Source organism: Pseudomonas sp. ICMP 8385 (assembly GCF_002699915.1).
GTDB classification, from domain to species: domain Bacteria; phylum Pseudomonadota; class Gammaproteobacteria; order Pseudomonadales; family Pseudomonadaceae; genus Aquipseudomonas; species Aquipseudomonas gessardii.
In genome coordinates, this window is record NZ_LKBY01000113.1 from 173530 (window position 1) to 194333 (window position 20804).

12 protein-coding genes are annotated in these 20804 nt (G+C 60.8%); 9 read left to right on the forward strand and 3 right to left on the reverse strand.

What is annotated here, in order from left to right:
* Positions 1 to 74: 74 nt before the first annotated feature.
* From AO268_RS21270 to AO268_RS21300, 7 genes are all read left to right on the forward strand, one after another.
* A complete protein-coding gene (locus tag AO268_RS21270) occupies positions 75 to 1592 on the forward strand; it encodes a class I adenylate-forming enzyme family protein (protein WP_099169743.1) in 1518 nt (505 codons plus the stop codon).
* Positions 1582 to 2193 carry an HAD-IB family hydrolase gene (locus AO268_RS21275; protein WP_099169744.1) on the forward strand — a complete coding sequence of 204 codons (612 nt, stop codon included), beginning with the start codon at positions 1582 to 1584 and terminating at the stop codon, positions 2191 to 2193. The genes AO268_RS21270 and AO268_RS21275 overlap by 11 nt, the downstream gene beginning before the upstream one ends.
* Positions 2194 to 2196: 3 nt before the next feature.
* Positions 2197 to 3951, forward strand: a complete 1755-nt coding sequence (locus tag AO268_RS21280; protein WP_099169745.1) for an FAD-dependent monooxygenase — start codon at positions 2197 to 2199, stop codon at positions 3949 to 3951.
* A 112-nt stretch (positions 3952 to 4063) separates the two neighbouring features.
* Positions 4064 to 4915, forward strand: a complete 852-nt coding sequence (locus AO268_RS21285) for a hypothetical protein (protein ID WP_099169746.1) — start codon at positions 4064 to 4066, stop codon at positions 4913 to 4915.
* Positions 4916 to 4981: 66 nt separating this feature from the next.
* Complete coding sequence (locus AO268_RS21290) at positions 4982 to 8395, forward strand: AfsA-related hotdog domain-containing protein (RefSeq protein WP_099169747.1); 3414 nt, start codon at positions 4982 to 4984, stop codon at positions 8393 to 8395.
* A gap of 29 nt (positions 8396 to 8424) precedes the next feature.
* Positions 8425 to 8901 carry an SRPBCC family protein gene (locus AO268_RS21295; RefSeq protein ID WP_099169748.1) on the forward strand — a complete coding sequence of 159 codons (477 nt, stop codon included), beginning with the start codon at positions 8425 to 8427 and terminating at the stop codon, positions 8899 to 8901.
* Complete coding sequence (locus tag AO268_RS21300) at positions 8898 to 9590, forward strand: outer membrane protein (protein ID WP_099169749.1); 693 nt, start codon at positions 8898 to 8900, stop codon at positions 9588 to 9590. The genes AO268_RS21295 and AO268_RS21300 overlap by 4 nt, the downstream gene beginning before the upstream one ends.
* 112 nt (positions 9591 to 9702) lie before the next feature.
* Here AO268_RS21300 and AO268_RS21305 read toward each other — a convergent pair whose 3' ends face one another.
* Complete coding sequence (locus AO268_RS21305) at positions 9703 to 10197, reverse strand: DUF934 domain-containing protein (RefSeq protein WP_076961087.1); 495 nt, start codon at positions 10195 to 10197, stop codon at positions 9703 to 9705.
* A complete protein-coding gene (locus AO268_RS21310; RefSeq protein WP_076961086.1) occupies positions 10181 to 11839 on the reverse strand; it encodes a nitrite/sulfite reductase in 1659 nt (552 codons plus the stop codon). The genes AO268_RS21305 and AO268_RS21310 overlap by 17 nt, the downstream gene beginning before the upstream one ends.
* 452 nt (positions 11840 to 12291) lie before the next feature.
* Between AO268_RS21310 and AO268_RS21315 the strand changes: the two genes are divergently transcribed.
* Positions 12292 to 13371 carry an ABC transporter substrate-binding protein gene (locus AO268_RS21315; RefSeq protein WP_099169750.1) on the forward strand — a complete coding sequence of 360 codons (1080 nt, stop codon included), beginning with the start codon at positions 12292 to 12294 and terminating at the stop codon, positions 13369 to 13371.
* 6 nt (positions 13372 to 13377) lie between these two features.
* Here AO268_RS21315 and AO268_RS21320 read toward each other — a convergent pair whose 3' ends face one another.
* The gene (locus tag AO268_RS21320) at positions 13378 to 13593 is read right to left on the reverse strand and encodes a DUF2970 domain-containing protein (protein ID WP_099169751.1); all 216 of its coding nucleotides are present in this window, start codon (positions 13591 to 13593) and stop codon (positions 13378 to 13380) included.
* Between the two features lie 113 nt (positions 13594 to 13706).
* Between AO268_RS21320 and AO268_RS21325 the strand changes: the two genes are divergently transcribed.
* Complete coding sequence (locus AO268_RS21325) at positions 13707 to 20774, forward strand: NEL-type E3 ubiquitin ligase domain-containing protein (protein WP_099169752.1); 7068 nt, start codon at positions 13707 to 13709, stop codon at positions 20772 to 20774.
* The last annotated feature ends 30 nt before the right edge of the window (positions 20775 to 20804 follow it).

Here is a 20804-nt window from a genome sequence, read left to right on the forward strand (position 1 = left end):
GAGCGCATCGCTGTACCTGTGCCTAAGGTGCTTTGGTCTCATTCGCTGGTTTGAAAAATCAGGAGTATTTATAAATGCAATCCTTGCCCTGTAAGGAAGGCTTTCTGCACCGACTTTTCGGGATTTCAGAGTCTTTCCCTGAACACATTGCTATCAAGGATCTGGATGTCGATGCCGGTGTTTTTACATATCGCGAGCTGCAAGTAAAAGCCGAAAAATGCAACGGCGCACTCCAGGAGTTAAATGTTGTTCCTGGCGAAAAAGTTGCACTTGTACTGCCCAGTGGGGTTGAGTTTATCGCTTACTTTTTAGCGATCATTGGGCGCGGTGCAATTCCGGTTCTCCTCAACTACAAGTTGATGCCATTTGAAATGGCGAGTGTCGTGGGCAGCGCCAGGCCTGTGCTGGTGGTGACCACCGCAACGCTTTTTGAAAAACATCGCGAAACTTTCCAGCTCACCTACGGTGTGCGTCACTCCTTGTTAGTGGACACGGTCGGGGACTCATCGTCGCTGCCTGAAAATGCTACTTCAGAGGCCGGGCTTGCGCAGCGCAGCGAACCGCTGGTGTTGCCCGAAGGCAATCCAATCGTCTCGATCCAGTTCACTTATCGGGGCATGGGCAAACCGCTGGCAGTTCCTCATCGCTACCTCGACATGACACACGCAATCGATGGCATGCATGAGCAGATTCATCGACAAGGGGTCGGCTCCGTTCATCTGGTGACGCTACCTTTGCATGCGATCTTCGGGCTGACCGCGATGATGGTCTTTCCATTGAGCGTGGGCGCCACTTTGTTGATGACCAATACCCTGCTCAACAGGGACCTGGCAGAGGTCTTGTCCCAGCATGAGGTGTCTTTTACCTGCCTGGTGCCCGATGTCATTCGCTATTTCAATACGCGACTGGCCAAGCGCAAAGGCGCGCGGTTGCCGATGCACCCTAAGCTGATGATTTATTCGGGGGGTAGCCATTTACCCGCGGACGAAGCCGAAAAACTGGGACGGTTGCTGGGCTGCAAGCCGGTAGTGCAAGGCTACGGATTGACCGAGACCATGCCCGTGCTTCTCCAGAGCACGTTGGGTGTGACGCAGCGCGGGGCCATGGGACAGCCGATCAGGGGGGTGGAGCTGCGTGTCGTCGATGCTCAAGGACAAGACGTCGCACCCGGACGGATCGGTGAATTGCTGGTACGCGGCGCGATGGTGATTGATGGCTACGCCGATGCCGAAGAAGCCAACAAGCGGTTCTTCCGTGATGGCTGGCTGCACACGGGGGATCTGGTTTGGCGCGATGACGACGGGCACGTGTTTTTCTATCGCCAACGCTTACGCATCTCAAAGATCAAAGCGCAAATGGTCGACTTGATGGAGATCGAAGCCGTCGCTATGCAACACCCCGATGTGCTGCGTGCAAAAGCCTACATCGTGCCTGACCACAAAGAGATCAACGCATTGCACCTGTGTGTTGAAGGGCACGCCGCGCTGACGCAAAGCGTACTCGCCACGCTGCTCTCGCAGCACCTCTCGGGGTTCAAGCTGCCCAAGACCATTGAGGTCAGCGTTCTCAAGGAGCCCAGCCATGCAAGCTGATGGTGCGCAACCGGTGCTGGCGGTTTTTGATTTTGACGGCACGCTCACTGACCGGCATACGTTCTGGCGCTATATGCGTTACATCGCGGGAACAAACAGGTTCTGGCTCAAGCTGATCCCCCTGTTGCCCAAGGCGTTCAGCGTGATCCTGGGCGTGACGCCGTTGATGCAGGCTCGGCTGGCCTTCATTGCCTGTTACCTGGGCGGCGTGTCGGTTGAGCAAGAACGCGAGCATGCACGGCATTTCGTGACGCAGCACTTGCCGCGCATGCTCAGGCCCGAGGCACTGCGCCGGTTGCAATGGCATCAGTCCATGGGCCATGTCACTGCACTGGTCAGCAATTCGCCAGAGAACTACCTGGCGCCCTGGGGGGCTGCCGTGGGGTTTGACTATGTGTGCGGTACACGCCTGGAAACCGAGAATGACAGGCTGACGGGGGGCGTTTCAGGCACCAACTGTGTCGGGATGGAAAAAGTCATGCGGCTCAGAGGCTGCCTGGGCAACTTGGATGATTTCTACATTTACGCCTACGGCGACTCACCCGGCGACGATGCCCTGCTCGGCATTGCCAACGCTCCCTTCTACAAAAACTGGTACTGACTTATGGACGTATCGAACACTTCAACCCCCAGGCAATCCGGTGGGCCAGCGACGGTCATGATCGTCGGCGCCGGGCCTGTTGGCCTGCTACTGGCAAACCTGCTGCAGAAATGGGGCGTTTCTTTTCGCATTATTGAAAAAAATACCGGCCCTTCGACCGAGACCAAAGCGATGGCCGTGCATTCGAGAACCCTGGAGATTCTTCGGGAACTGGGGCTCTCTGAGCAAGCTATCAGCAACGGTTTTACGGTCAACCAGTTTTCGCTGCAATCGAATGCCCGGCGGGTGCTGAACTACAACTTCTCCTACCTGGATGCCGCCTACCCTTTGTTGCTGAGCTTGCCACAGCCGATGCTGGAAAAAATCCTGCTTGAGCGGCTTGAGGCATCAGGGGGAAGTGTCGAGTGGAATACCGAACTGGTCGACCTGCAGAACCAGCAGGGTTGCGTGCAGATGGGCCTTCGTCATGGCGATGGCAGCGACGAACGCTTGACCGTTCGCTGGGCAGTCGCCTGCGACGGTGCTCGAAGCACCGTGAGACAGTGCCTTGGGCTCTCCTTCGACGGGGCGTCCTACGAGCGGTTCTTCATGCTGGCCGATGCTGACATCGAGTGGTCCGGAAAACCGGACGAGGGGGCTTTTTTCCTGAGTGCGCGAGAGGGTTATGTGGCCGTCGCGCCGATCAACGCTCAATCGCGTTATCGACTGTTTATCGAGATGCCCTATGCACTGCCGGCGGAAGGTGAACGTCCTTCCTTGAGCCTGGAAAGCTTTCAGCAGCTGTGTGAAGGGCGTGGGCAAAAGATGACGCTGTCCAACATTACATCGACCACCCTTGCCGCATTCCAGCATCGTCGCGTGCAGTCACTGCATCACGGCGCGGTGTTCCTGGCAGGCGATTCGGCCCATATCGGCAGCCCTATCGGGGGCCAATGGATGAACCTGGGGATGAGTGAGGTGTATAACCTGGCGTGGAAAATCGCCTATGTCGATCAGGGCCTGGCAGCCCCCTCATTGCTGCAAAGCTATAACGAAGAGCGCTACCCGGTAGCCTTGCAAGCCGAGAGCATGGCACATCGACTGACCACACTGATTACCCTTGAGCACCGGGCGCTTGTTTGGCTGCGGGATAATGTCCTGCCGCTGTTGAGTCGTTGGCGTACGGTTCAGCGCAAGTTGCCCTCAATGGTTTCCGGTCATCATTACAGCTACGCTAAAAGTGATTATATTCAAGAGTCCCTGACAAAAAAGCAGCGCACGCATTGGCATAAAAAAGACAGGAAGTTACGGTTCAAGACTGCGGTGCCTCGTGCCGGCCAACTGGCTCCCGATGTTGAATTATGGCAAGCGCCGGGTACGCCACCCAGACACTTGATCGACCTGTTCCACGGCACGTTCACGTTACTGATTTTTAGTGCGGCCGATCAGTTTTCCTCTTTATTGCCGGGCTATTACGCGCTGGCTGATACCGTGCAGCAGGATTACCCGGGCATCAAGGCCTATTGTGTTATCGATGCTCTCAGCAGTGCCGAGGCGCCGCTTGAGCATTCGACGTTATTGGACCCGGATTGGCGACTGCACAAGCGTTATCACGCGCGAGCGGGCACATTGATGCTGATTCGGCCTGATGGCTATATCGCTTTTCAGGGGCCGGATGCAACCACGCTCATGACGTATCTGCACTTGAGGTCCGGGCTGCTCAAGGGCGCCAAAAGAACAGCAGCCTGCGCGACTGATTCAGCGGTATTACAACTTTAAAGTTATTCACACTTAGTTCCGGGCGGCTTATTGGTTTGCACAAGGCCAGCGTTGGCCATGAACTAATACTCTGTTTGAAATAACGTAAAGCAATTTTGCTTAGGAGAGTTCCATGCGCTTTGAACTTGGCAATGTTATTCAGGAATTTATCGTGGCCAATGGAAAAATGGCCCAGAGTTATTTCTCTCTTTCAGAACGAATCATTGATTCGCTGTGCGACTCGGATTCCGCGAAAGAATCAATATTGATGCGTTTGCTGGCCCAGGCCGAAACCGTCACGGTGGAGTATTTCAATGCCCATAAACAAGTCCTTGAGGGCGTGTTTGCCCGTCGGGTTGAGGCGCCGCTCAACCCTGCGCTTGTGCAGCTTGAGACTTCGCCTGTGGACGCGGTCCCGCTCGCAACGGTAACCATTGACGAGGCAAGCCGTGCGCAGGTGCCGGCCATGGATGTCGAGGCCTTGGTGCTGGAGCAACTGGCGACGATCACCGGTTTTACCGTAGACCAGATCGACCAGGCGCTGCCCTATGAAAGCCTGGGCCTGGACTCCCTGGTGCAGATGGACTTCCTGGAGTCGCTCGTCGACCTGTGGCCGCAACTCAGAGCCAGCGGCACTGAACTGCTCAACGCCCAGTGCCCGCAACACACGATTGCCCTGATCAACGCGGCCCTGGCCGCGCCCGAGTCGGCCCCGGCCACCGAAGCGCAAGCGTCTGAGGCCAAGAGCGCCGAGCCAGCCTTGCGCCAACGGCTGTTCGACACCTTGATACCGCTGATCCCGGGCCAGCCCAAATCATTCGATATCGATACGCCCTTTACCGAGCTGGGCCTCAATGGTTTTGCCCGCGAAGCATTTTGCCAGGCATTGGCACAGCAGTGCCCTGCCAGCCAGTTTGCCGGTGAAGCGTTGATGTCATGTCGTACGCCGCGGGACACCTTGTCGCTTTTGGAAAGACTGAGCTGAGACACGATCCGCTGCAAGAAAGGGGATCTGGATCTCTCGGTATTTTGGCAATCAGGAGGAAAGGACATGCAGAGCACGGTGACACCCGAGGGGGATTTTTGTTTCAGCGCCATGGCCGGTGAGTTTCCTGGCGCGCCATCAGTGGATGCGCTTTGGCACTTGTTGGCGCAAGGGCAGGTGGCCCCTCTGAATTCGATGCTGCCACGTTGGGAGCAAGATAAAGCCTCGGTCTATTCGGCCACGGTCGGGGAAAAGAATCGCACCTACCTGGACAGTGCTTATTGCCTGGCCGACAGCGCAACGACCCCTTCACGGTATGAAGGACGGCAGGTCGCCATCGGCCAGAAAGTGCTCCAGTCACTCCTGGCCCAGCTGGCAACCCAAGGTTCGGCGCCGATCAGGGAGCGCACCGCGTTGGTGGTGGCGACGTCCTGGAGCGACGAGAGTTTTTTCCTGCCGGCAATGTCGGCAGAGGCCCATGGGCCACACTATGGGCCAGCTGAACAAGTGGCGGAACTGGCGACGGCGCTGGGGGTGGGAGGGCCGGCATTGTCAGTCGACACCGCCTGCAGTTCGTTCCCCTACGCGCTCAACATGGCCCAGGCCCTGGTCAACAGCGGGCAGGCGGACAGCGCAATCGTCATGGCATTGAACACGGTACTGCCACTGCCACTGTTCCTTGGGTTTTCCCAGTTGACCGCCTTTTCGCCCAGGGCCCGGATGCAGGCGTTCGGGCGCGACGCGGACGGTATTGTGCCGGGGGAGTGCGCGGTGGCTTTCCTGGTCGAGCCAGTCTCCCAGGCCCTGTTGGCGCAGCGCCGCCCCCTGGGCATCCTGCGGGCCTTGGGGCTGTCGGCCGATGGCGCCGAGGGCTCGGTGTTTTCCCCTGGCAAACAAGCCCAATATGCGGCGTACCAACGGGCCTATATCGGCCTGGACCCCGGCACGGTGGACTACATCGAGACCCATGGCACGGGTACACCGCTGGGGGATGCGACCGAACTCGACTCGTTGAGCAGCTTCTTGCGTGCCTCTTGCACTGACGGTAAGAAAATACCCATAGGCTCGATCAAATCGGTGATCGGGCACCCTCTGGCGGCGGCAGGCGGTGCCTCGCTGGCCAAGACGTTGATGATACTGCGACAAAAAACCATTCCCCCCCAGCCCGACTACTCACCCAGCGCAAAGCTCGATGAATCCTGCCTGCAACTGGCGACCGGGCAGGGGCAGCCTTTGGCCGACCGTCAGTCGGCGATTCGGATCGGCATCTCCAGCTTTGGTTTTGGCGGTGCCAACGCGCACCTGGTGGTGGATCAATACCTGCCCGACAACCGGCCCATTGCCCCCCGAGTCAGCCCCGGCGTGTTGAGGCTGGACCTGGGTATTGTCGAGGCGGAAGCGGCGATTGGCAGCCACTTCTCGCTACATTCACTTAAGCAACAACTTGATCAGCCGGCAGCTCCCCTGGTTGGTTTTCCCCATGGCCGCTTCGTTGATGGCGCGGCCGCTTCGGCTCAGCCGTTGCCCGGGCGATTCCTGGCGCAGGATCATGTGATTGAGATCGATGGCTTCGGCATGGGGCCCAAACTACTGGCCAGTGTCGATCCGTTCAAACTGTTGATCACCGATCGCGTCAATCATTTACTGCGCCGCCTGCCCGGGGTGGCCGGTTCATCCGGCGCCGCGATGGTGATGTGCTGCAACCTGGGCGGAGAGCACTTCAGCAACGTCTACAGCCGTGTTCACAATGCCTTGGGCCCGGTACAAGGCATCCCTCCTGGGCAGGATACGCTGGACGTGGCAACCGGTTTGCCCAGTATGTTGTCTGGCTATCCGGCGAAAATTTTTGACTTCAAGGGGTTTCATCAGACGCTGGCCGGCACACCGGGGCTGTTCTGGCACGCCCTGCTGGCCGCGCAACAATGGTTCAAGGAAGGTATCACGACGCTCTTGCTCGGCGCGGGGCGCTTTGTCAGTGCGCCTGCCGAGCTCGCACGCATCCGGCAGTCATCGACGTCCCAGGGGGAAGGGGTGGGGGTGTTTGCCTTGCGGCCCTATCGACCGGACGCCAGTGACACACCGTTGTTGGTGATCCGCGCAGCGGTCCTGGGGCATGCCGCATCCTCGCTGGAAGAGGCGTGCGCACAGCTGGGCCAGGTGCGAAGCGATGTTCAGCATATTGAGGTGTGCGAGTTGCAGCCAGCGGCAGCGTGTACCGGCGGTTCATGGCAAGCGATAACCGGTTGCCTGGCTGAAGCCACGGGTGTCGAAACCCTGTTGGCCGTGATGATGAAGGCGGCGGTTCACTCGGTGATCGAGGTGCGCAAGGCCGGGGAGCCCGTGATGTGGTTATTCACTGAAAAACTGCGGGAGTGGGGCGCGACAGCCCCTGAATGCGCCCCAGCCATCAAGCGTCCCTTTGAATTGCGCTTCGCTCACCCGACGCCTCAGCCATTGCAGCCCTTCAGCGGGCCTGACTGTCCTGTCAGCCCTGTGGCTGATTTGCCAAGCGATGACAGCGGTATGCTGGAACTCAGCGACCGGCTGACAGAGACACTGCTCGCGGCGCTACGCGTCAGGGGCCGGGCGATCGAAGAGCTGTTTGCCCTGCACCATGACGCTCATGCCAGGCCTGCCGAACACTGGCAGCGCAGCCCGGAAAACATCGTGATCAGTCATGTCCGCCGCAGTACGCAGGCACTGCACGCTCAATTGGTGGTGAATGAAGCGCACCCCTACTTTTTTGATCACCCACTTGATCACGTCCCCGGCATTTTATTGATCGAGGGCGTGCTGCAATTGGCCGAGCTCGCCATGCCTCCACGCAGTGGCCGGGTTGCTTATGTCAACACCCTGGATATCAAGTTCCAGCGCTATGTCCAAAAAGAAGGGGCGATTGATCTGCAGCTGGAGCAAGACAAAGACCTGCCGGTATTCCGCGCCACGGTCCGCCAAGATGGCAAGCTCATGTGCACCTGCACCCTGGGCATGGCCTACCACTCGGTGCACGAGGCGTTGCCCGCCGCTCGGTTCACTGCGACCGCCTGCCGCGACAAGGCCTTGCTGCACAAGGCCAGGCAAGAAAACGTGCTGGTCAGTGACATGAGCGATATCGCCCAGGGCCTGAGCGTAGAAACCCTCAAGCCGGCTGACGAGCACTTTTTCCAGCAGGGCGGCCCCAAGCACTATTCGATGGTGTATTTCCTGGAAGTCGCCCGCCAGTGCTTCATGCAGATCGCCCACAGCCACCGGCGCATCCCTGTGGGCACCCCGATGAACCTGCTGGCCTTGAGTTTCACCCTGGATCGACCGATCCCGACGAATAGCCCGCTGTTACTGGCACCACGCATCAACGTTGATGCACCTGAGCAGTCCTTCAAAACCTACCGTATCTGTATCGACCTGTTCAACCAGGGAGCAAAGATCGGTCAATCCGAAATTACCGCGCAATTGCTGAGTCGCGCTCACTCTGGCGCATGACAGCGCCTCCGCTTAACCCAGGTGAAACCGTGAACGATGTCACTGTGAAAATCCGCGTCAAATCCCCCCCGTGTGAAATATGGAAGATCTGGAGCAATTTTTCCGAGGCGCCATTGTGGGATACCGACGTCAGCCATTGTGAGCTTGCTGGTCTTTTCCAGCCTGGAACCCGAGGTCAATGCATCCTCAAAAATGGCCTGCGCATGCCACTGACCATTGAGGCGGTAACGCTGCATGAGAGCTATCGGAACACGGCAAAGCTGCTGTGGATCAACCTTGAGTTTGACCACCGGATGCACCGGCTCTCCCCGCAGGAAACCGAGGTCATCCACAGCGCGAAGATCTGCGGGCCCTTGAGTTTTTTGTACCGGGGGCCGTTACGCAAAATGCTTACTGCCGTAATGGCCACCGCACTGGACAACCTGCGGGCGTTGGCTGAGCAGCGGACAAATGCCCAGGTTCATCCCGGGCATGAGCTATCGGCAACCTATTTGGAGCGAGTATGAACTTAAGAAAAAACACTCAGCGCCTGGTGATGGGCGTCATTGGTCTGGGACTCACCGTTCCAGCGTGCGCCGAAACGTTCGGTCCGTATGTCACGATAATGGGGGGGCTGAACTGGGTTGCTCCCCATGACCTCAACCAGAATAATGTCAATTTTGTCGAGGTGGAGCTGGATGAATCTTTGCACTCCGGCCTCGCGAGCGGGCTGGCGGTTGGCTGGCGATTTCCCGTCGGGCTCAGGCCCGAGCTGGAGTTGAGTTATCGCAAAAACGCCCTGGTCCGCTTCAATAACCGGGTCTACGATGGCGGCGGGAGCATCGACGCCAAAGGTGAAGAGCGCGCTAGCAGTCTGATGGCCAACCTTTGGTATGAAGGTTTTAACCTCCCGGCGTCCTTCAGTCGGTTCAGCCCTTATATTGGCGGTGGGGTGGGCTACATTGACCTGAGCGTCAGCGGCCTGAAAGCCGGAGGTGTCTCATTTGGTGGCACCCATCGTGACACCGTAATGGCCTACCAGTTGGGCGCAGGGTTCGGTTATGAGCTGTCACAGCAATGGGCCATGCTCCTGGAATACCGCTACCTCAAGACTCGCACTGCGCATTTTGGTGACATTCAAGGCCTACCCCCAGGCGATGTGAGCATGACCTATGGCGCGCAGTCCTTGATGCTGGGTCTGCGTTATGGCTTCTGAGTGATGGCTGACGGCTGATGCCGCGAAGGAGGGGCACCAGCAGGCGCCAGACCGGCGCGGCGTACCACCCCAAAAAAAGCCCTGACATGTCAGGGCTTTTTATCGGCTGGCTTCAGCGCCGGCGAAACAGCGGCAACGGCTCATCCGTCGCCGCCTGGTACGTCACCGAAAAGTCCTTGAGACTCTCCAGCGCTTCGTACGGGTCTTTGTCCGCGCGCAAGGCGTAGGCATCGAAGCCGCAGCGGTGCAGGTAGAACAGCTGGTCGCGCAGCACATCGCCAATCGCCCGCAGCTCGCCCTTGTAGCCATAGCGGTCACGCAGCAGGCGTGCGTTGGAGTAGTTGCGCCCGTCGGTGAAGGCCGGGAAGTTCAGGGCGATGACCTGGAAGTGGGCCACGTCATCCCCGATTTCTTCGGCTTCTTCATCGGCGTCCAGCCACACGCCCAGGCCGCCATCGCGGGCCTTGAGGGCGTGGCCATGCTCGCGCCACAGGGCCAGCGGCACGATCAGGTCGTCGCAGTTGGAGATGCCATCGAAGCTCGCATCCTTGGGCAGCAGGTGCCAGGTTTCGTCGACGACTTGGTTGTTCTTAATGATTCGCTGCATAGACGCGCTCCTTGAACAGGTCAATGCCAATGCGCTGGTAGGTGTCGATGAAGCGCTCATCTTCGGTACGCTGTTCGACGTAGACGTCGATCAGCTTGCCGATCACATCAGGCATGGCTTCCTGGGCGAAGGATGGGCCGAGGATCTTGCCCAGGCTCGCATCGCGGCTGGCGCTGCCGCCCAGGGACACTTGGTAGAATTCTTCGCCTTTCTTGTCCACCCCGAGGATGCCGATGTGGCCGACGTGGTGGTGACCACAGGCGTTCATGCAACCGGAGATGTTCAGGTCCAGCTCGCCAATGTCGAACAGGTAGTCCAGGTCGTCGAAACGACGCTGGATCGATTCGGCAATGGGAATGGACTTGGCGTTGGCCAGGGAGCAGAAGTCGCCACCCGGGCAGCAGATGATATCGGTCAGCAGGCCGATGTTCGGCGTGGCAAAACCGCCTTCACGCAGTTCGCCCCACAGGGTGAACAGCTGGCTTTGCTCAACGTCCGCGAGGATGATGTTCTGCTCGTGGGACGTGCGCAGTTGGCCGAAGCTGTAGCGCTCGGCCAGGTCGGCAACGGCGTCCAGTTGCTTGTCGGTGATATCGCCTGGCGCCACGCCGGTGGGCTTGAGCGACAGGGTCACCGCCACATAGCCCGGCTGCTTGTGCGCCAGGGTATTGCGGGTGCGCCAGCGGGCAAAGCCCGGATGTTGCTGGTCGAGTGCCGCCAGTTCGGCTTCCTGGTTGCCCAGGGCCTTGTAGTGCGGGTCGACAAAGTGCTTGGCCACACGATGCACTTCGGCTTCGGTCAGGGTGGTCTGGCCGCCGCGCAGGTGCTCCATCTCGGCATCGACTTTCTGGGCAAACACCTCGGGGGTGAGGGCCTTGACCAGGATCTTGATGCGCGCCTTGTACTTGTTGTCGCGACGGCCATAGCGGTTGTACACACGCAGGATGGCGTCGAGATAGCTCAACAGGTCTTGCCAGGGCAGGAATTCATTGATGAATGCGCCCACCACCGGGGTACGCCCCAGACCGCCGCCCACCAGGACCCGGAAACCCAGGTCGCCGGCGGCGTTGTACACCGGCTCCAGGCCGATGTCGTGGACTTCGATCGCGGCACGGTCGGACGCCGAGCCATTGATGGCGATCTTGAATTTACGCGGCAGGTAGGCAAATTCCGGGTGGAACGTCGTCCACTGGCGAACGATCTCGCACCAGGGGCGCGGGTCGATCACTTCATCGGCGGCCACGCCGGCAAACTGGTCGGTGGTCACGTTGCGCAGGCAGTTACCGCTGGTCTGAATGGCGTGCATCTGCACGGTGGCCAATTCAGCCAGGATGTCCGGCACGTCTTCCAGGGCCGGCCAGTTGAACTGTACGTTCTGGCGGGTACTGATATGGGCATAGCCCTTGTCGAAGTCGCGGGCAATCTTGGCCATCATACGCGTCTGGCGCGAAGTCAGTTGGCCGTAAGGCACGGCCACCCGCAGCATCGGCGCAAAGCGCTGAACATAAAGGCCATTTTGCAGGCGCAGAGGGCGGAACTCTTCTTCGCTCAGTTCGCCTGCCAGATAGCGTCGGGTCTGATCACGGAACTGCTTGACGCGGTCCTCGATGATGCGCTGATCGTATTCGTCGTATACGTACATATAGGTCCTGTTCTCGGCAAATCTGCGCGCACGGCCGCGCACTCGCAACGGAGCCGGCGCACGATACCAGCTTGCGTTTATGCGCAAAAGTGATGTTTTAGCATATGCAAATAACCAAATAGCCTAATGAGAACGGTTATCGCGATACCCACATTTGTCATGCGGGCAATCATCGACTTTACTGTGGTCGAGTCTTAATGCAATCAGCCATAAAACCGACAAGAGGCGATGCGATGAGCAATCCAACCAAAGCCCGTAAACCCGACAGTACCGTGGACGCCTGGGCGATTCTGTTTCTGATTATCCTGGTGGTTTGTACCGCCGTGTTCTGGGTCAGCCACCAATAGGGGGAACTGGCCGCGACGAAGCTGTTCGCGCTGCTGACAAATAGCCAAGATCAAAAGGCTTATTGCCACTATCATGATCTGTCAATTTTCAGGGTTCGGGCAGCAATGTTGAAGGTTCTCTGCGGGTGCTTGTGGTGGGTGGGGATGATGTTCGGGACGATGGCCCATGCCACGTCGGTGGTGTTTCTCAACCCCGGTCTGTCCACGGAAACCTTCTGGGTCAGTTATGCGCAATTCATGCAGGCCGCGGCCAGGGACCTCGGCCTGGATTTGCGTGTGCGCTATTCCGAGCGCGACCGGCAAAACACCCTGCAACAGGCCCGCGAAGCGCTGCAAGGCCCGCAGCCCCCGGATTACCTGGTGCTGGTCAATGAGCAATATATCGCCCCGCAGATTTTGCGGATGGCCCAGGGCAGCCAGGTCAAGCTGCTGATCGTCAATAACGCCCTGACCCCCGACCAGACGCAGTTGCTGGACGCGGGCAAATACCCCAATTGGCTGGGCAGCATCACGGCCAACGACGAGGAGGGCGGCTACCTGATGCTCAAGGAGTTGTTGCGCCAACGGGGGCCGGTCCCGGCGGGCGAGAGCCTGGACCTGCTGGCGTTTTCCGGGGCCAAGCACACCCCGACCGCCCAGGCCCGCGAGCAGGGCCTGCAACGGGCCTTGCGCGAGCATCCCGAAGTCCATCTGCGCCAGCTGGTCTACGGCGAATGGAGCCGCCAGCGCGCCTTTGAGCAGGCCACCCAGATGTTCAAGCGTTACCCGAAGACCGCGCTGGTCTGGTCGGCCAATGATGAAATGGCCCTGGGGGCCATGCAGGCCCTGGATGGCAGCGCACGCACACCCGGCAAGGAGGTGTTGTTCAGCGCCGTCAACAGCTCGCCCGACGTCCTGCAAGCGCGCCTGCAGGGACGGATCAGTGCGCTGGTGGCCGGGCATTTTACGGTGGGTGGCTGGGCCATGGTGCTGCTGCACGACGACGCTGCTGGCGTGGATATCCAGCGCCATGGCGGGCGCGAGCGCCAGGTGCGGTTATTTCAATTGATTGACGAGCCACAGGCCCGGCGCTTGTTGGGCCTGTGCAACCATGAGGGCGACGGCGTGGATTTTCATGCGCTGTCGGCCCTGGATAAACCGGCGGCCTACCAGTATCCCTTCAGCCTGCAGATGCTGTTGAAATAAACGGGCCTAGACCCCAGCCACATGCAGCACCAGCTTGACGATGGCAAACAGCGTCAGGGCAAACACGGCGGTAAACAGGATCCCCAGCACCACAAAATGGCTGGGCTTGCCATGGGTAAAGTCCCGCGCGCGGTTCTTGCCGCTCTGCACGCCAAAAGCGGCAGCCATCACGCTATGCAACATCTGCCAGAAGGTTGGCGGTTTGTTGTCCGGTGCGTCCATGAGTCCTCCTGCGAGGTCTGGGGGAGGTTACGACTCCCAACAGAATAGACGTAGTTACCGTTGTCGGCCCTGGACCTTGTGATGTGCTGGGTTCCTTTTCCTGGAGCCGCATCATGACCGACTTGCCCGCGTTGCCGGCAACGCCCAGTATCCATCGACCGCTATTGATCAGCGCCATGCCGCAATGGCTGGTCCAGAGCACTGCGTCCCGCCGCATGGCGCTCAAACACGCCGATACCCCATTGCCCCCGGCCTATTGGCAAGCGCCCCCCGAGCAACGCCAGGCACTGCACGACTGTTTTACCGCGAGTTTCATTGCCCAGACCGCCCTCGACAAGAGCCTGTCTGCCTTGCAGGGCATCGAGGCCTTTGCCCGGCCGCTGTTGCTCCAGGCGCTCAAGGATCAGTATGGCGTCACCCTTGCCCCTAACGTTGCCACCTGGTTGAACCTGCGAAAGGCCCTGCAAGTGAGTGATCTGAAGATCGGGGTACGAACCTACGATTTTTTGCAGTTGGAGCTGTTGCAGGCCGCGCTGCATAACTTCGAGGCGTCCGAATGCGCGGAAGGGGCCTTTCACCCGTCGTCCGGCTTCTGCTGGCAGGTGGCAGGCAGCACTGACTCCATGCTGCCCGTGCGCCTGGGCGGGCTCAAGGTCCATCAATTCCTGGGGTTGTGCCGCAGCCTGGACCTGGGCGGGCAGTACCAAACCTACCTCACGGGTTTCTTTGCCACCCACCAGGCCACCCTGCGCGCGCAATTTATTGCCAGCCAGAAGGCCGCGCTGCGGGCGGCGGCCGAGCTGGCCCTGTTGCGCCAGGATATTACCCAGGCCGACTACACCATGGTGTTGTCGGTGATCGACGGCGAACGCGCGCCGCAGATCGGCGGGCAACCGGTATGGCTCTGCGACCTCGGCCTGATGAAGCTGCGCATGACCGGCTGCGTACTGTTTTTGGCGTTCGATGACGAACATCTGGATTCCCCCATCCTGTACATCCCCCAGGACCCGCATCATCCCCTCAAACGCTATAGCGACCATGCCCAGCTGCTGGCGACCCTCAAGCAACGTTTCACCACGCCGGGCCCGGCCTCGGTCCGGGTGAGTCGGCCAACGGCGTACCAGGTGTTTTTCAGCCAGTTTGTCGAGTATGCCGATCGTCCTCATTACTTCAGCCAGTTCACCCAGGATGCGGCCGATGCCACCTTGCGCGAGAGAGTCGGCTCGAATTTCCCCGGCATAGGGCAGATGTATGAGCTGATCAGCCAACTGACCCCCTTCAGGCTGAAGAACTTCCCGCCCTTGCCCCTTGCCCCGCAGGTGCCGAACCCGGACCCGTATCTGGCGCCCTTGGCGCTGGCGTTCCAAGGCCAGGTGTTTGGTAGCACTCAGGTCGATCTGTGGAGCTACCTGTATGAGCGACATCAGCACAAGTGCATCGCCGATGCGGCCGGCCATGCCGTGCCCACGGCGGCTGTCGATGCCCGGGTGCGCCAGCAGAAACTGGCCCTGTTGCTCAACCTCGAAATGTTCGCCCTCAGTGCCGTGGCGGGGTTCGTGCCGGTACTGGGGGAACTCATGATGGCGGTGATGGCCGAGCAATTGTTGACGGCGGTGATTGAAGCGACCCGGGAGTGGAGCGCGGGGGATCGCAAGGCTGCCCGGGCGCATTTGATCGACCTGGCGCAAAACCTTGCCTTGCTCGGCCTGACGGCGGGCGGCGGGAAGGCCTTGCGCCAACTCAGGCCGGAGCCGGTGATCGAAGGCTTGTCGGCGGTGAAGCTGCCAAATGGCCAGGTGCGCTTGTGGAGGCCTGACCTTGAGGCGTACAAAAAGCCAATCTCCCTTGCGCCTGGAAGCCAGCCCAATGCTCTGGGGCAATACGAGGTCGATGGCCAGTTGCATATTGACCTTGATGGCGCGTTCTATGAAAAGCGCTTCGACCCGCACCTCAATCAATGGCGAATCAAGCACCCCCACGACCCCGGGGCGTATCAACCGATCCTTGAGCACAACCGGGCCGGTGCCTGGCGTCATCGGCATGAACGCCCCTTGGCGTGGGATCGCCTGACCCTATTGCGTCGCTTGGGGCCCATCACCGAAGGGTTCTCGGATGAGACCTTGCGTATGATCGGCGAGGTGAGTGGCATTGATGACGATCGGTTGCGCAAAGTCCATGTGGATGGCTTGCCGGTGCCTGCGGTGCTGGCCGATACGCTGGAGCAGTTCAGGGCCGACCAGGACGTCGATGACCTACTGGGGCGGCTGCGCCGTGGCGCCGGCCTGGAGCGCCGCCACGAGTACGCCTTGCCCCTCACGGTGGAAATGCCGGGTTGGCCGCCCGGGCGGGGCGTGGAAGTGTTTGAGACGCTTGTCTTTGTGGGGCCTGTGCGCAGCCCGGCGGGGCTGGTCGAGGACGAGGCCCGGCGCCTGCTGGGCCCCCTTGGGCGTGGTGACCAGCCGGGGACCCCGCTGACCGATGAGTGGGCCGCTGGCCACTGGGAACCGGCTGGGCACTCTATTCGCTATGGCAGCCCGGTGCCTGCGGACGTTAGCCGCCCACCCCTGAAAATCAGCCGCGCCGACCTGCAGCAAGGCAAATTCGCCCAGGCGGTGCTGGATGGCCTGACCGAACAAGAAATCTCCCGCTTGCTGGGAAGCCCATCCAGTTGGGGCGAGACGCCCAGGGAGCAGGTGTTCAACGAGCGTCTGGCCGACTATGCGCGCCAAAGACAAGCGGCACTGTTCGCCGCCCGGTTACAGGCCCATGGCAAGCAGGCCCTCGACAGTGGGCCGCTGCAACGGCGTTTTCCCTCGCTGTCCAAGCGCGCCCACGACGAACTGTTGCAGACCGCCAGCCCCCATGAGCTCAGGCATTTGCGCGACCACGGGCGCGTGAGCGGGCGTCTGGACCACCAGGCCCGGATCAGCGTGCAGCAAGGGCGCCTGAGCCGGGCGATCAGTGGCCTGCACCGCGACCGGCTGGCCAATACCGACAGCGACCGCTTAGCCTTGCACTGTTTGGAACACCTGCCCGGATGGCCTCAGGGCCTGCGCCTGGAGATCCGTATAGACAGCCTTCAAGGCCCTTTGGTCGATAGCGTGGGGGATGAGGGCGCGGCCATGCGCCGATACCTGGTCAAGCGCGGCGATAGTTTCCAGGCCCAGGATGACGCCGGCAACGCACTCAAGCGCATGCCGGGCCAGGGGCGCACCCTGTTCCAGGCAATTGGCGACGCCTTGCCCGAGCCGGCGCATCGAGCGCTGAGCGCACAAGGGGTGGGCTTGCAGCAAGCGGTGGCGGCCTATGCCAGGCGCCACCGCGACATGATCGCCCGTGACCTCTTGAAGCTGCGTGAACCTCGCTCCAGGCCGGCGTTTCGCCTGCCGGACGGGCGCCTGGGGTATGCGTTGTCAGGGCGAGGCGGACCGTTTGCAACGGACGGTCCCCTGGTCGCCCATGTGCGCAGCGTGTATCCGAATATCAACGATGCCCAGGCACAAGCGCTCGTATCCGCCCGCCGGCGCGACGGTGAAAGCACCCAGCAGATCTGGCGGCTGTTTGCCAACCGCCAACGTGAACGGCTGACATTACGGAGCACGCTTGAGCAATGGGCCGGCGCCGATGAACAACGCTTGCATGTGGTCGATGATCTTATCGACTGTTGGCGCCAGGGTTTTGACCGGGACCGGGCACCCCATGCGACCCTGGTTTTGCGTGGCGAGCAGGCGCTTCCCAAGTTGGAGGCCGACTTTTCCCATGTGCGCTCCTTGAATGTGTCAGGCGCCCGATGGCTGGGCCAGGATGCCACGGAGCTGCTTCAGCCGTTTGCCAACGTGCAGCACCTGGAACTCTATGTGCACCCTGGGCAGTTGGGCGAGGCCACTGCACGGTTGGCCAATGCCCCGGGCATCACCCAGCTTTCGCTCACCGGCCCCGGGCTGATCTATTCGCCTGAGGTGCTGCGGCCTCTGAACCGCCTGGCCGCACTTGAGCAGTTGTCCCTGGCGGGCAGCCTGGAAACCCTCGATGTCAGCGGGCTGACAGCGTTGCGTCGGTTAACGGTGTCCGGGACACTCGCCACCTGGCCGCAGGGGATCCTGGCACTTGAACATCTTGAGTTTATCGACCTGGCCCAGACCCAGTTGCGTGCCGTGCCCGCCGAGATGTTTGTGGGGCACCAGCGCTTGTGGCGCGGCCTGCAGATGAACTGGTCAGCGTATGAGCCGGAGGATTTCATGCCGGTCTATGCATACCTGCATGACCACCCGGCCCATCTGGTCGATGAGCTGCGGCTGGTACAGGCCTACTGCGAAGGCGCCTTGGGCCGCTTGCAAACCGGCGACCGGGCCTTTGTCGATAACGTCCTGGCCAGCTTCAAAACCCGAGGGTTGAGCTCCCGCCAGCGCCTGGAGAGTGTCAACGCCGTGCAGCAAGAGTTCCGCCGCTTGGTCGATGAACTGGAGCAATGGTCGGACCGCGATTCAAGCATTGGCCGGGTTGAGGTGGAGCGCCAGGTCGCCTCGGAAAAACTCCTGGATTGCTGGCGCCAGGGCCTTGCGCGGCGCTTTGTAGCGGAAGGCGGGGCGCTTCTTACAGGAGGATTGGATCTGTCAGGCGCCCACCTGATTGACTTGCCCCGCTTGCCGGCCAGCGGCTTTAGCCATGTGCGCCGCTTGAATCTGGATGATATCGGCGTGTCGCTTGACGGCATCAATGCTTGGCTTGGCCAGTTCCCCGAGGTCGAGACGCTGAGCCTGGCCCGTAATAACCTGACCGCGCTTCCGGCGGTCCTGGATGGGCATCCGTCCCTTCGTCACCTGGACCTGTCGCACAATTGGCTGAACATCACCCCCGTGATACAGGCGCAGTTGAGCCGCATGACTGGCCTTTTATCCCTGCGCTTGCAGTACAACCCGATCAGGCGCCTGGACGTCAGCGGGCTCCATGGCCTGCGCATCCTGGACCTGAGCCACAGTGCGATCAGTGAATGGCCGCAAGGGGTGCTTGAGTTGGCGGCCTTGCAACGCCTGGATCTGAGCCACAGCGCCGTGACCGCGATCCCCGAAGCGGCGCTGAGTGGGCATGATCGCTTGCTGTCCATCACCCACCTGCGCGGTTGTCGCCTGAGCGTGACGGCGCGTGCCGAGGCGCGGATTTTTGCCCGGCGCTACGCCCGTGAACACCCGGCGGTTGCCCTGGAAAGCCCCTTGGGCATACCCCGTGAACTGCTTGCCCAAGGCCTGACGGGCGGGGAGCCTGAGTATTTTGCCGAGGATGTGTTGCGCCGCCCTGATTTGCTGGTGGCGCTGCCCACGACAGTCGCCACCGACACCCCGGCGGCCCGCCTGCAACGCCTGGCCCCGGCCCTGGACGACTTGCAGGCGGCGGCGCGGATTGCCGAGTTGCACGCCAGTGGCCTCGACACGCGGCAGGTCCAGGCCCGGCTCGTTGAATGGGAAGGGCAATACGCGCAGTGGGTGCGCCCGCTCAATGACTGGATCGATGTGCACGGCTACCTGGACGGCGGCTGGATCAGTGCACTGGACCGGCGCCGTGCGGCGGACCGTTTGTTGGAAAGCTGGCGCCATACCCTGCGCGCCAGGCCCACCCCGGCTGGATTGGACGGCACCGGCCTGTTGGATCTTTCGGGGCTGGCGTTGGGGGATCTGCCGAGGCTGCCCCGGTATTTTGCGCACGTCACGGCGTTGAACCTGAGCGGCGTCAAGCTGACGGCCCAGGGCTCCAACGAGTTCCTGCGGGCCTTCACCCATGTGGACACGTTGACACTCAGCCATAACGGGCTAGGCGCTGTACCGCAGGCCATCGGTGAGTTTCATGGCTTGCGCCGGCTGGACCTTGGCGTCAATGAACTGCGCAACGCCGCCCAGTTGCAGGAATACCTGGGGCACATGCCGGAACTGGAATGGCTGGACCTCGGTGAGAACGTCCTCAGCGAGCTGGACCTCAGTGGCCTGGTCCGGCTTGAGACGCTGTCTCTGCACGGTAACCTGCTTGATGAATGGCCTACGGCAGTCTTTGAGCTGCCCCGCTTGCACACCCTGGATCTACATGACAACTGGATCGAGACCCTGCCTGCGGCAGCCTTCGAGCCCCAACATCGCCAATTGATGGCGGGCACCAACCTGGCGGGCAACCGGCTTGAGCAACAAAGCTGTGAGCGCTTGCAGGTCTACCTGGCCCAGACCGGCAATGGCCTGGGGTTTTCCGACGAGCAGTTGGAGACCCTGCTTCGCGGGTATCGAGAGGACGATGAGAGGGGGGCTTTTGATTCCCCTGACTATTCGCTGAATCATCCCGATGTCGAAACGCCCCAGGAACAGAAGGCCCGTTGGTTTTACGAGGTGCCACCCTATTCGTCAAAACACCGGATTTGGGACCGGCTGCATGCCCTGGAGGGGAGCGGCGATTTCTTCTTTACCCTGTCGCAACTGCGCAATACCGAGGACTTCCTTGAGGCGCCCGCCGAACTGACCCGGCGCGTGTGGACGGTGCTGGAGGCAATCGACGGCAACCCGGCCATGCGGCGGGACCTGTTTGCCAGAGCGACGGCGCTGATGCCTGAGGTCACCTGTGGGGATGGGCGGATCCTGATGTTCAACGAGTTTGAAATGCGTGTCCTGGAGTTCGATGCGCTCAGAATGGCCGAGCGGGGAGAGGGCGGCGCCGGCTTATTGAAGTTCGCCCGCGGCATGATCCGCCTCGAAGCGGTAGAAGGCATTGCCCAGGCGACCATCAAGCACCGTCCAGACATCGATCCGGCGGAAATTCGCCTGGCCTTGCGCATTGGCCTGGCACAGCGCCTGGAACTGCCCAGACAGCCCTCTGGCATGCTGTACAGCCAATTGTCGGAGGTGACCCAGGCTGACCTCGACCGTGCGTACACCACGATTGTGCAAAGTGAAAGCACGCTGGGCTTCGAGGAACAACTGGTGGGCCTTGAGTATTGGCTCAATTACCTGAAGATAAAATACGCCACGGACTTCGCGGCCCTGGCCCGCGAACTGGAGCACAAGACCGATGGCCTGGATGAACGCTATCCCGACAACGGTTCAGAGTACCTGCGCGACTATGCCGTGCTGGGGACCTGGAGCAAGGAGCAGCGCATGGCGCTGGCGATCCGCCTGACGCGCCAGGAACTGGCGGGCCTGGACAGTTAAGGGGCCTGTAGAAACCAGGCCCCCCGCAGG